Origin of the sequence: Mesorhizobium sp. 1M-11, assembly GCF_001303895.1 — a bacterium.
Lineage (GTDB): Bacteria > Pseudomonadota > Alphaproteobacteria > Rhizobiales > Rhizobiaceae > Mesorhizobium.
This window is the reverse complement of the sequence record NZ_LJSD01000002.1, coordinates 34,353-45,822: the sequence shown is the minus strand read 5'-3', so window position 1 is coordinate 45,822 and position 11,470 is coordinate 34,353. Positions and strand designations below refer to the sequence as shown.

Sequence of the window (11,470 nt, the reverse complement as noted above, 5' to 3'; positions counted from 1 at the left end):
GAAAGCCGCTGCGCATCTTTCCTGGAATTGCTTCAAGGACGAAAGAGTTAGGCGCTTCCCGACACCACGTCGATAAAAAATCCGTGATTTCTTTTCACGGCAACGATGCCGATTCAGGCCACCGGAACGACATCCACCGCCTGTGCGCCGGCCTGCCCGCCAGTGGTCTTGAGCACGCCGACGATCGGCGCAACATCGCCATAATCTCGACCAAAGCCGACCGTGATATGGTCATTGGAGGCGCGCATCCCGTTGGTCGGGTCAAACTCCAGCCAGCCGGCCTCGCGGCCGCACCAGACCCGCACCCAGGCATGCATGGCATCCGCGCCCTCCAGCCGCTCTTGGCCAGCGGGCGGGATGGTGCGCAGGAAGCCGCTGACATAGCCCGCCGGAATGCCTAGCCCACGCAGGCTGGAAATCATGACATGCGAAAAATCCTGACAGACGCCACGTTTCAGCGCGAAGGCATCGGAAGCGCGCGTCTGCACGTCGGTCGCAGTACCGTCATAGGCGAAGTCGCGCCGGATGCGATTGCACAGGTCCATCGCGATCGCCGCCACCGAGCCATCGCCACTCTCACGAGCATAGGCTGTGATGGCAGGATCAAGATCTGCAAAATCGGTGGCTGCAAGAAAATGATGGGGCGAATCGGAATCGAGCGAGCGTACCGCCGCAGTTTCGCGGGCAAGCGCATCGATGCGTGGCGAAACGTCAAGCCCGGCTTCCGGCCGCGTCACGGAAACACGCGCACTCATGCGCACATCCAGCGTCTGATGCGGCTCGCGGAAGGCGATCGCCGCCACGCTCGAACCGAAGAAATCGTTGAAATCCGAGCGTTCACCAGGGGTCGGTGAGAAAGACAATGAAGCAGCCACGACACGTTGGCGTTGGCCGAGATTTGACGGCAACACCCGCACCAGATGACGACCGCCGCCGACGGCTGTCTCGTAGTCGTAGTGCAGGTTGAGACGGATGTCGTAGAGCATCGAGCGCCTCAGCCGAAATAGGCTTTGGCGAGGCTGCCGTAGAGCCCACCGATTTCATCCGCCAGCATGTTGAGCGCTGCGGCTGTCATATCCGACGGTTCCTTGACCGCAAGCGCCGTGTTGAGCTTGAGGATATCCTTGGCCGCTGGCGACAGGTGCCCGCTGCCATTCCTGCCCGGCAGCAGTCCTATCTCCACCTTCAGCCGCTCGAGCTGGAAAAAGATCGAACGCGGGTTGAGTGGATCGAGCACCAGAAGATCGACAACGGTGCTGCGCCCCGCCTGGACCGGATATTGCCTACGATGGGTCATGACGCTGTCGCCGATCTCCAGCATCATGTCGAGCGCGCCTTCCGGCGCGTCCGGGTGGGTCAACCGTGCCAGCATCCGCGCCGTCTGGATGCCGCGTTCCAGCCGCCGCCCAATCTCCAGGAAACGCCAGCCGGTGAAGCGGTACATGTTTTCATGCAACAGACCGGAAAAGCCGGCCAGTTTGCGCAGGATCACCGTCATGGCGCGTGTGGCATCGTCGCCGCGCGAGACCGTCGTCTCGAACAGATGCAGCGTCTTCGACAGATCCTTGAGCGCCAGCCAACCATCCGGCGAGAACCGGTCGCGCACCTGACCGGCGCTATAAACGGCGCTGTCCATCATATCGAGCAGGCCGTGCGGTATCGGATCGGCGAGATCGATGCCAAGCGGATCGAGATACGCACGCAGTTCGCCGAGCAGCGGCATCGCCGCATCCGAGGTTTCGGCCAACCGAACGTGGTAGGCGCGCAGGATGCGGGCGGTGTCCTCGGCGCGCTCGATGTAACGGCCGAGCCACATCAGGTTTTCCGCGGCACGGCTCGGCAGGCTGCCGGGCATGGTGCGGTCGAAACCCTCGCTATCGCGCGGGAACAGCGTCTCGCGTTCCACCGGTTTGTCACTGACCACCCAGACGTCGGCCGCCTGGCCGCCTCGCTGCATGGCAATCGCCGTTGGATCGAGCGAGAAGCCGACGCGCGCGAAGCCGCCGGGCATCACGGTCCAGCCGTTTTGCGTCCGCGCCAGATAGACACGCAAGCTGGCCGGTCGCGGCTCGAGTCGCCCGTCGACGTAGACCGGCGTGGTCGAAAGCGTCACTGCTTCCTGCCCCACGAACGCGCTGCCATCGGTCTCGATGCGCGCGACCAGATCCGCCCGTGCCTCCGCGGACAGAGACGACCCAAGCACGCTGGCCCCATCATCCTCGAAGGCCAGACGCGTCGAGAGCGCCGGTCCGATCACCATTTGGTCGAGATTGGCCAGCACATGCTGGCGCTCGGCTTCCTGCCCACACCACCAGGTCGCGACGGCAGGAAGCAACAGATCTTCCTTGCCCAATTCCTGGCTGATGCGCGGCAGAAACGCGAGCAGCGCGCGCGTTTCGAGAAATCCCGAACCAAGACCGTTCACTGATGTGAGCGCACCTTGGCGCACCGCTTCCACCAGCCCCGGCGTGCCGATCTGTGAGTCGGTTCGCAATTCCAGCGGATCGGCGAAGGCCGCGTCGAGGCGCCGCCACAGCACCGAGATCGGTACCAGGCCGGCCACCGTGCGCACCATCAGCCGCCCCTTGGAGACGACGAGGTCCTCGCCTTCGAGAAGCATGATGCCGAGATAGCGGGCAATATAGGCGTGTTCGTAGTAGGTCTCGTTGAGTGGACCGGGCGTCAGGATGGCGACGCGACCTCGCGAGGCCGCTGCCGCGGAATTCAAGGCATCGCGGAAGCGGCGGAAAAATCCGGCAAGGCGATGCACATGCAGTTCGCCGTAAAGCTCCGAAAGGGCCCGCGTGGTGGCAACACGGTTTTCCAGCGCGAAGCCGGCACCCGACGGAGCCTGCATGCGGTCACCCAGCACCCACCAGCGCCCATCCGGCCCTCGGCCAAGTTCAAAGGCGCAGAAATGCAGGAAATGGCCGTCGGCAGGTATCGTTCCTGCCAATGGGCGCAGATATTCCGGGCTGCCCGCGACGAGGCCGGGCGGCAGCAAGCCGTTCGCGACCAGCCTGTTCGGTCCGTAAATGTCTGCCGCGATCTGCTCGAACAGGTCGGCGCGTTGGATCAGGCCGGCGCTGATTGTCGACCACTCCTTGTCGTCGATCAGCAGAGGCACATGCGCCAGCGGCCACGCGCGCTCATTGGCGCCTGCCTTGTCGTAGACCCTGTAATAGACGCCAGCATCGCGCAGGTATTGATCCGCTCTGGCAAAGCGCTGCGCCAGCTTTTCCGGACCGAGCGCCTGCAGCGCCGCGATAAAAGACTTCCAAAGCGGCCGCGGCTCGCCCGAGGCATCCACCATCTCATCGACGACACCATCGATCGGCTGATAATGTTCGAGCAGGCCGTGCGCCTGCCCGGCATGCTCCGATCGCTGCTGCTGATTCCCGCTCGCCATAAATGATCTAGAACGTTGCTTGCCGCCTGAGGTCAAGTGTTGTCCACGACAGGATCCATCATGCCTTTTCGCTCATCAAGCCTTGGCTGGCCTCAACGATGCGGCAACTGTCGCCTTTCATTTGCCCGTCGCCTTGTGTAAAGCGGTGCCAGCAAACTCCCAAGATGGGCAAAAGCCATGGACAAGTTCACCAAGCTCACCGGCGTCGCCGCTCCCCTGCCGATCGTCAATGTCGATACCGACATGATCATCCCCAAGGATTATCTCAAGACGATCAAGCGCACCGGACTTGGCAAAGGGCTCTTTGCCGAGATGCGCTTCAATGAGGATGGCTCCGAGAACCCGGATTTCGTTTTGAACAAGCCGGCTTATCGCAAGGCGCAGATCCTGGTCGCCGGCGACAATTTCGGCTGCGGCTCCAGCCGCGAGCACGCTCCCTGGGCACTGCTCGATTTCGGCATCCGTTGCGTGATCTCGACCTCTTTCGCCGATATTTTCTACAACAACTGCTTCAAGAACGGCATCCTGCCGATCACTGTCAGCCAGGAAGACCTCGACAAGCTGATGGACGACGCCGAGCGCGGTGCCAACGCCACCCTCTCGGTCGACCTTGAAGCCAAGGAAATCCGCGGCCCGGATGGCGGCGTCGTCACCTTCGACCTCGACGACTTCAAGCGCCACTGCCTGCTCAATGGCCTCGACGACATCGGCTTGACCATGGAAAAGTCTGGCGCCATCGCCAGCTTCGAAAAGCGCAACGCCGAGCAGCGCCCCTGGGCCTGAGGCCATAACCGGCGCTCCGGCGGACTTCGTCGGGGCCTTTAGCCTCGGCAGGACCACGGTTGACCAGCCCCAGGCAGCTACGGCAACGATGTTGCCGTGACAAAGGGAGAGCCGCAATGGGACCGTTTTCATGCCTTCTGACGGCAGGCATTCTTTCGGTCGGTTTGGCCGGAACTGCCCTTGCGCAGGAACAGGCTCCTGCCCCGCAGGATGCTCCTGCCGCAACATCTTCCGACAGCAGCGCGCCTGCAACCACCGATGGCGACGAGAAGCCGGCACCAGTCCCTTTCGCTGGCGGCACCTTCACCATCACCGAGCAACCAGAGATGGACAAGATCCTGGCTTATGATGGCAAGGAAATTGCCCGGGACTACTACGTTGGCCTCGACCAGATCGTGAAAGTGGCTGGCATAGGTGTCGCACTATTCAATGTCGGATCGGGCGGCAACCAGTGCGGCCCCGCGACTATAATCGCTTGGAAACCAGAAGGCAGCGCCACGCTCCAAAGCGTGCGGGTCGAACAGGACGAATGCGGCGCACCACCGACGGCTGTCGCCGAAAACGCCATCTATTTCGTGCCTTATCTCATGCCCGGTGACTCCAACGACGCTTTGCAGTGGTCACCGCAGGACGGCCTGCAGATCGCTGGCCGGCTGACCTACAAGCCCCAACCCAACACCGGCTGGACCGACATCGACCCGTCGAAATACCAGAACATCATCGACGCCTTCCACAATGAGGCCGTTTATGAGGCCGCCGAAAAGCTGCTCGGCGACCAGATGGGCAATGTCGCGACCAGCCTCCTGGTCGGAGGCGGTACGGAAAAGACACCCTCCGGCGCCTTCTACGCAACCGGCTGCGTGCCACATGCCTGCGGCGGCAGCAACGGCTTCATGGCGGTCGACGTCAAGAACAAGGCGCTCTACTTCGCCCAGCAGACCGACAAGCCTGAACCGAATGCCTGGCCGGCGCTGAAGGATTGGCCGGATGAGATCAAGGACGCCTTGAAGAAGGCACTCCAGCAACCGCAATAGCGCCCATCGGGAGGACTATCGATGCGCAGACTGATCTCGACGGGCTCGCCCTTCGAAAAGACGGCGGGCTATTCGCGCGCCGTCGTGCAAGGCGACTGGTGCTTCGTCGCCGGCACAACTGGCTACGACTATGCCACGATGACCATGCCGGACACCGTCGAAGCGCAGGCCCGCAACTGCATGGAGACCATTGCCAAGGCGCTGAAGGAAGGTGGCTTCGAACTGGCCGATGTCGTGCGCGCGCACTACTACCTCACCGACCAGAACGACGTGGACAAGGTCTTCCCTATCCTCGGCGAATATTTCGGCGATATCCGCCCGGCCGCAACCATGATCATCTGCCAACTCAACAAGCCGGAAATGAAGATCGAGATCGAGGTCACCGCACTGCGACGCGGAGCAACGGGCCTGTGACGGTCAAGCGCATCGTCGCCAATGTCGCCACGACCGATGTCTCGGCCGCCAGGCGTTTCTATGGCGACGTGCTCGGCCTCGACATCCTGATGGATCACGGCTGGATCGCCACCTACGGCAATCACGAGCGCATGGCGGTGCAGGTCTCCTTCGCCGAACAGGGCGGCGCCGATACGCCGGTGCCCGATCTTTCCATCGAGGTGGACGACGTCGACGCAGTGCTCGCTGCGATGAAGAAAGCCGGCTTCGCCATCGAATATGGCCCGGCCGACGAACCCTGGGGCGTGCGCCGTTTCTTCGTGCGCGATCCCTTCGGCAAATTGATCAACATCCTTCAGCACGACTAGAAGCGTCGCTGGCGCATCGCGCCGAACCGGCTCAGTCCGCCTTGGCGTGAAACGCTTCCACCGCACGCTGAACCCGGAGGCCCGCGGCGAAGTCGGCCAGGTTGGTTTGAGGCTCGCCGCGGATCGCCCGCGCAAATGCGGATAGCCGGGTATATTCCGACCCGCGTTCGCCCCTGAGAGGTACATCCTTCCAGGTCTTGCCGTCGGAAATCTGCAGGTCACCCCAGTTGCGCAAACGATAGGAATAGCGGCTGCCGGCTACGACCCATTCGTAACTCTCGGGCATGGCAAGGCCGGCTTGGCCGGATACAAGCACCGGCACGCCACCTGCCCGAAACAGACCGAAGGCTGAGCTTTCACTCGCCTCTCCCCCTTGCGGGAGATCCAGGGACAAGAATACCGGCTCGAGTTCGCCGATGAGCCGGTCTGTCAGATAGGCAAAATGCGAAAAGACTTCGCGGACAAAACCACCTTCCGCCCTGCCGGACAGCCAGTTTGCATCAGCCTGAAATGCGCGCGGCCATTGCGGAAAGGTCAGCCTGATCTCGACACCACCCACATTGCCAAGCTCCCCTGCGCCGAGCGCTCGCTCGATCTCCAGCGTGGCATGCCGGTCAGCCAGCGCGAAGTTGACCGCCGTAACCACACCTGTGGTGCGTGCCAGGTCGGCCATCGCCTCTCCTTCGGCAAGGTCAACGGCAAGCGGTTTTTCGCAGAACACGGCCTTGCCGCCCCGCATCGCCTCCATCGCATAGGCCGCGTGATATCGCGGAGGCGTGGCGATATAGACGGCATCGAGATTTTCCGCAGCCACGACGGATCCCGGCTCGGTGGTAAAGTCGATATCGGGATATTTGCGGCTTTCGCGCGCAATCGCCGTCTCGTTGACATCGGCGCAAAGCACCACCTTGAAATCGCCATGGCTGGCGGCCGCTTCCAGGAGCTCGGTTCCCATGGCTCCGAGACCGATAATACCCAGATTTATGCGCTTGCTCATGTCGGACGGCTCCAAGCCCGTTTCATGGATTTATCACTACATCGCACGGCACCGTCCGGCTTCCATCCAGCGACTCGCTTTGTCCGGGCCAAGAAGGACTTCGCAGTGCCAACGGGCTTGCACCACAACGGCCTTGCCGTTAGCAAGGCTGCAATTCTCCGAACCCGTGGAAGGTCCTTCAGATGGCAACGAAAAAACTTCTCCTGCTCGCCGGCGACGGCATCGGCCCAGAGGCCATGGCCGAGGTCAAGAAACTGATCGCGGCGATGAACGAGAAGGGAGCAGGCTTTGCGATCGACGAGGGCCTTGTGGGCGGTTGCGCCTACGATGCGCACGGCCAGGCGATCTCGGAAGAGGACATGGGCAAGGCACTTGCCGCGGACGCGGTGCTGTTCGGCGCCGTCGGCGGCCCGAAGTGGGATAACGTGCCTTACGAGGTGCGCCCGGAAGCCGGTTTGCTGCGCTTGCGCAAGGACATGGAGCTGTTCGCCAATCTGCGCCCGGCGATCTGCTATCCGGCGCTCGCCGCCTCTTCCTCGCTCAAGCAGGAAGTCGTCGAGGGTCTCGACATCCTGATCGTCCGCGAACTGACCGGCGGCGTCTATTTCGGCGAGCCCAAGCAGATCATCGACCTCGGCAACGGCCAGAAGCGCGGCATCGACACGCAGGTCTACGATACCTTCGAAATCGAACGCATCTCCGGCGTCGCCTTCGAGCTCGCCCGCACCCGCAAGAACCACGTGACGTCGATGGAAAAGCGCAACGTCATGAAATCAGGCGTTCTGTGGAACGAGGTCGTCAGCGCGACCCATAAGGCGAAATATGCCGACGTCAAGCTCGACCACATGCTGGCGGATGCCGGCGGCATGCAGTTGGTGCGCTGGCCCAAGCAGTTCGACGTCATCGTCACCGACAACCTGTTCGGCGACATGCTGTCGGATGTCGCTGCCATGCTGACCGGGTCGCTCGGCATGCTCCCGTCGGCCTCGCTCGGTGCGCCGGATGCCAAGACCGGCAAACGCAAGGCGCTCTACGAGCCGGTGCACGGCTCCGCGCCTGATATTGCGGGCAAGGGTATCGCCAACCCCATCGCCATGATCGCTTCTTTCGCGATGTGCCTGCGCTATTCCTTCAACATGGTGGCGGAGGCCGATCGCCTCGAGGCGGCGATCGCCGCGGTGCTGGACGATGGCCTGCGCACGAAGGACGTCATGTCCGAGGGCAAGACTGAAGTCGGCACAACCGCCATGGGCGATGCCATCATCGCCAAATTCCTCGCCTGACCGGCGTTCGGCCGGCCCGACAGGGCCGGCCATTCTCCTGCACGATTGTCTCTTGCGGTCCCCGTCGCTCATGCTGTAATTGAACCGATCCAATCGATTTGATCGTGGGAGATGGGCATGCCAATCAGAGCACTGGTGTGGGGCGAGAATGTGCATGAGCAGGAGAGCGCCGTCGTTGCGGACATCTATCCGCTCGGCATGCACGGCACCATTGCGGCCGCCCTCAACCTGGACAGGGACATCGCGGCCGAAACCGTCGTCCTCCAGGATCCCGAACACGGGCTGACCGAGGAGCGCCTGGCAAAGACCGACGTGCTTGTCTGGTGGGGCCATGCCGCACACGGCAAGGTCGAGGACGCCATCGTCGAACGCGTCCAGAAACGCGTCTGGGAAGGCATGGGGCTGATCGTCCTGCATTCCGGCCATTTCTCGAAGATCTTCAAGCGGCTCATGGGCACGCCCTGCTCCTTGAAATGGCGCGAGGCCGGCGAACGCGAGCGCATCTGGGTGGTCAACCGCAACCATCCCATCGCCAAGGGGCTGGGCGAATGCATCGAGCTGCCGAACGAGGAAATGTACGGCGAGCCCTTCACCGTGCCGGAACCGATGGAGACGGTGTTCGTCTCCTGGTTCGAGGGTGGCGAGGTGTTCCGTTCGGGCCTCACCTACCAGCGTGGCGCTGGCCGTATCTTCTATTTCCGCCCAGGCCACGAGACCTACCCGACCTACCACCATCCCGACGTGCACACCGTGCTGCGCAATGCCGTGCATTGGGCGCATAACCCGGCGCCGGCCTGGGCAACGATCACGGACGCGCCGAACGTGTCGGTATCGGCTGCCAAGGAGCCGCTGGTCGAGAAGGGACCCAAGCTGCACAAGGATGGCGACGAGGGCCTGCGTTGATGCGCCGGCTGCTGCTTCTCGGCACCGGCGGCATCGCCGGCCAGCATATGGAGGAATTCGGCAAAGTGCCCGAATGCCGCATCGTTGCCTGCGCCGATGCATTGCCGGGCCGGGCAGCGGCCTATGCGGAAAAGAACGGCATCGCCCACGCCTTCGACGGCCTGGAAGAGGCACTCGCCTGGGGCGAATTCGATGCGGCCATCAATGCCACGCCGGATGGCGTGCACCGGGAAACGACGCTCACGCTGCTTGCCGCCGGCAAGCACGTGTTCTGCGAAAAGCCGCTGGCGCCCAACCATGCCGATGCGCTGGAGATGACCGAGGCAGCGGAGCGCGCCGGCCTGATCAACATGGTCAACCTGACCTATCGCAATTCGCCAGCCCTGCAGCGTGCCCGGCAGATGGTGGAGGCGGGTGAACTCGGCGAACTGCGCCATGTCGAGGCAAGTTACCGTCAGAGCTGGCTGGTCGGCAAAGCCTGGGGCGACTGGCGCACGGCCGATCAGTGGCTCTGGCGGCTGTCGACCGAACACGGCTCGACCGGCGTGCTCGGCGATGTCGGCATCCACATTCTCGATTTCGCGACCTATGGCGCCGCCGACGACATCGCCAGCCTCAACGCCGAACTGGTCACCTTCCCCAAGGCTCCGGGCGACCAGATCGGCAAGTATCGACTGGATGCCAATGACAGCGTGGCGATGACCGCGCGCTTCCAGTCCGGTGCGCTGGCCACTATCGTCGCCACGCGTTATGCGACCGGCCACCTGAACGATCTCGAATTGAAGCTGCACGGCACGAAGGGCGCGCTCTGGGTAGAGACCAACGGCAGGACTTCGTCGCTGAAGGGTTGTTTCGGCGAGGATATCGACACCGTCGCCTGGCGCGATCTCGAGTTGCCTCAGATCAGGCGCAACGCACGCCGGTTCGTTGATGCCCTGCTGTCCGGCGTCAACGGCGACCCATCGTTTCGCCGTGCCACCGACATGCAGAAATTGATCGATGCTGCTTTTGTCAGCAGCAACGACAAACGGCCGGTCATGATCTAAGCCATGCTTGGGCGTCTTCTCCCCATCGGCGGGGAGAAGACAGAGACATCATCTCAGAAGAAGGCCTGCAGGCCGGTCTGAGCGCGGCCAAGAATGAGCGCGTGCACGTCGTGCGCGCCCTCATAGGTGTTGACCGTCTCGAGGTTCTGCGCGTGGCGCATGACATGGTAGCCGATCTGGATGCCGTTGCCGCCGTGCATGTCCCGCGCCATGCGGGCGATGTCGAGTGCCTTGCCGCAATTGTTGCGCTTGACGATGGAGATCATCTCCGGCGCCATCTTGCCCTCGTCCATCAGCCGGCCGACGCGCAGCGAGCCCTGTAGACCGAGCGCGATGTCGGTCTGCATGTCGGCGAGCTTCTTCTGATAGAGCTGCATGCCGGCAAGCGGCTTGCCGAACTGCTTGCGGTCGAGACCATACTGGCGGGCACGATGCCAGCAGTCTTCCGCGGCACCCATGGCGCCCCAGGAAATGCCGTAACGGGCACGGTTCAAGCAGCCGAATGGACCCTTGAGACCGGAGACGTTGGGCAGCAGCGCATCTTCGCCGACCTCGACGCCTTCCATGACGATCTCGCCCGTGATCGAGGCGCGCAGCGAAAGCTTGCCGCCGATCTTCGGCGCCGACAGGCCCTTCATGCCCTTTTCCAGCACGAAACCACGGATCTGGTTGTCATGCGCGGCGGACTTAGCCCAGACCACGAACACGTCGGCGATCGGCGCGTTGGAAATCCACATCTTCGAACCGGAGATGCGATAGCCGTTTGCCGTCTTTTCGGCGCGGGTCTTCATGCCGCCCGGATCGGAACCGGCGTCCGGCTCGGTCAGACCGAAGCAGCCGATCCATTCGCCGGAAGCGAGCTTCGGCAGATACTTCTTGCGCTGCTCCTCCGAACCATAGGCGTGGATCGGATACATGACCAGCGACGACTGCACGCTCATCATCGAGCGGTAGCCGCTGTCGATGCGCTCCACCTCACGGGCGACGAGGCCGTAGGTCACGTAGTTGGCGCCGAGCCCGCCATATTCTTCCGGCACGGTGATGCCGAGCAGACCGGCTTCTCCCATTTCGCGGAAAATCGCCGGGTCGGTCTTTTCTTCCATGTAGGCGTCTTCGATGCGCGGCGCGAGCTTGTCGGCGGCGAACGCCGCCGCACCATCGCGGATCATGCGTTCGTCTTCCGAAAGCTGGTCCTCGATGAGGAACGGATCGTCCCAGACGAAGGCGTTCTTGTCGGCAGCCATGCGTATTTCT

General features: G+C 62.8%; 11 protein-coding genes. 7 read left to right on the top strand and 4 right to left on the bottom strand.

Translation table 11 applies throughout. The features are described 5' to 3' along the window. Positions 1-113 precede the first annotated feature (113 nt). Positions 114-986: a transglutaminase family protein gene (locus AO692_RS02695; RefSeq protein ID WP_054308509.1), complete on the bottom strand. Its 873-nt coding sequence runs from the start codon at positions 984-986 to the stop codon at positions 114-116. A gap of 8 nt (positions 987-994) precedes the next feature. Beyond that, on the bottom strand, positions 995-3,409 hold the full coding sequence (locus AO692_RS02690; RefSeq protein WP_054308508.1) for a circularly permuted type 2 ATP-grasp protein: 2,415 nt from the start codon (positions 3,407-3,409) through the stop codon (positions 995-997). Between the two features lie 177 nt (positions 3,410-3,586). On the opposite strand from AO692_RS02690, the gene leuD reads away from it, so the two are divergent. The 4 genes from leuD to AO692_RS02670 all read left to right on the top strand — a co-directional run bounded on the left by leuD (position 3,587) and on the right by AO692_RS02670 (position 5,987). Further along, the gene (leuD, locus tag AO692_RS02685) at positions 3,587-4,192 is read left to right on the top strand and encodes a 3-isopropylmalate dehydratase small subunit (RefSeq protein WP_054308507.1); all 606 of its coding nucleotides are present in this window, start codon (positions 3,587-3,589) and stop codon (positions 4,190-4,192) included. A 116-nt stretch (positions 4,193-4,308) separates the two neighbouring features. Beyond that, positions 4,309-5,226 carry a hypothetical protein gene (locus AO692_RS02680; RefSeq protein WP_054308506.1) on the top strand — a complete coding sequence of 306 codons (918 nt, stop codon included), beginning with the start codon at positions 4,309-4,311 and terminating at the stop codon, positions 5,224-5,226. 21 nt (positions 5,227-5,247) lie between these two features. After that, a complete protein-coding gene (locus tag AO692_RS02675) occupies positions 5,248-5,640 on the top strand; it encodes a RidA family protein (protein WP_054308505.1) in 393 nt (130 codons plus the stop codon). Further along, positions 5,637-5,987, top strand: coding sequence for a VOC family protein (locus AO692_RS02670; RefSeq protein WP_054308504.1), 351 nt, complete (start codon positions 5,637-5,639; stop codon positions 5,985-5,987). Before AO692_RS02675 ends, AO692_RS02670 begins: the two co-directional genes overlap by 4 nt. A 31-nt stretch (positions 5,988-6,018) precedes the next feature. On the opposite strand, the gene AO692_RS02665 is transcribed toward AO692_RS02670, so the two are convergent. Next, positions 6,019-6,984 (bottom strand): Gfo/Idh/MocA family oxidoreductase, encoded by a 966-nt coding sequence (locus AO692_RS02665; protein WP_054308536.1) that lies wholly within the window; start codon positions 6,982-6,984, stop codon positions 6,019-6,021. Between the two features lie 182 nt (positions 6,985-7,166). Between AO692_RS02665 and leuB the strand changes: the two genes are divergently transcribed. From leuB to AO692_RS02650, 3 genes are all read left to right on the top strand, one after another. Then, complete coding sequence (leuB, locus tag AO692_RS02660) at positions 7,167-8,267, top strand: 3-isopropylmalate dehydrogenase (protein WP_054308503.1); 1,101 nt, start codon at positions 7,167-7,169, stop codon at positions 8,265-8,267. Positions 8,268-8,384: 117 nt separating this feature from the next. Beyond that, positions 8,385-9,170 carry a ThuA domain-containing protein gene (locus AO692_RS02655; RefSeq protein WP_054308502.1) on the top strand — a complete coding sequence of 262 codons (786 nt, stop codon included), beginning with the start codon at positions 8,385-8,387 and terminating at the stop codon, positions 9,168-9,170. Next, positions 9,170-10,216: a Gfo/Idh/MocA family oxidoreductase gene (locus AO692_RS02650; protein ID WP_054308501.1), complete on the top strand. Its 1,047-nt coding sequence runs from the start codon at positions 9,170-9,172 to the stop codon at positions 10,214-10,216. The genes AO692_RS02655 and AO692_RS02650 overlap by 1 nt, the downstream gene beginning before the upstream one ends. Positions 10,217-10,269: 53 nt before the next feature. Here AO692_RS02650 and AO692_RS02645 read toward each other — a convergent pair whose 3' ends face one another. Further along, entirely contained in the window at positions 10,270-11,460 is a 1,191-nt protein-coding gene (locus tag AO692_RS02645) for an acyl-CoA dehydrogenase (RefSeq protein WP_054308500.1), read from the bottom strand. Positions 11,461-11,470 lie beyond the last annotated feature (10 nt).

What these genes read in the sequence shown, in the direction of transcription:
- AO692_RS02690 (WP_054308508.1), bottom strand. Translation starts at nt 3,409, where the DNA reads ATGGCGAGCGGGAATCAGCAGCAGCGATCGGAGCATGCCGGGCAGGCG.
- leuB (WP_054308503.1), top strand. Translation starts at nt 7,167, where the DNA reads ATGGCAACGAAAAAACTTCTCCTGCTCGCCGGCGACGGCATCGGCCCA.
- AO692_RS02655 (WP_054308502.1), top strand. Translation starts at nt 8,385, where the DNA reads ATGCCAATCAGAGCACTGGTGTGGGGCGAGAATGTGCATGAGCAGGAG.
- AO692_RS02680 (WP_054308506.1), top strand. Translation starts at nt 4,309, where the DNA reads ATGGGACCGTTTTCATGCCTTCTGACGGCAGGCATTCTTTCGGTCGGT.
- AO692_RS02650 (WP_054308501.1), top strand. Translation starts at nt 9,170, where the DNA reads ATGCGCCGGCTGCTGCTTCTCGGCACCGGCGGCATCGCCGGCCAGCAT.
- AO692_RS02665 (WP_054308536.1), bottom strand. Translation starts at nt 6,984, where the DNA reads ATGAGCAAGCGCATAAATCTGGGTATTATCGGTCTCGGAGCCATGGGA.
- AO692_RS02695 (WP_054308509.1), bottom strand. Translation starts at nt 986, where the DNA reads ATGCTCTACGACATCCGTCTCAACCTGCACTACGACTACGAGACAGCC.
- AO692_RS02675 (WP_054308505.1), top strand. Translation starts at nt 5,248, where the DNA reads ATGCGCAGACTGATCTCGACGGGCTCGCCCTTCGAAAAGACGGCGGGC.
- leuD (WP_054308507.1), top strand. Translation starts at nt 3,587, where the DNA reads ATGGACAAGTTCACCAAGCTCACCGGCGTCGCCGCTCCCCTGCCGATC.
- AO692_RS02645 (WP_054308500.1), bottom strand. Translation starts at nt 11,460, where the DNA reads ATGGCTGCCGACAAGAACGCCTTCGTCTGGGACGATCCGTTCCTCATC.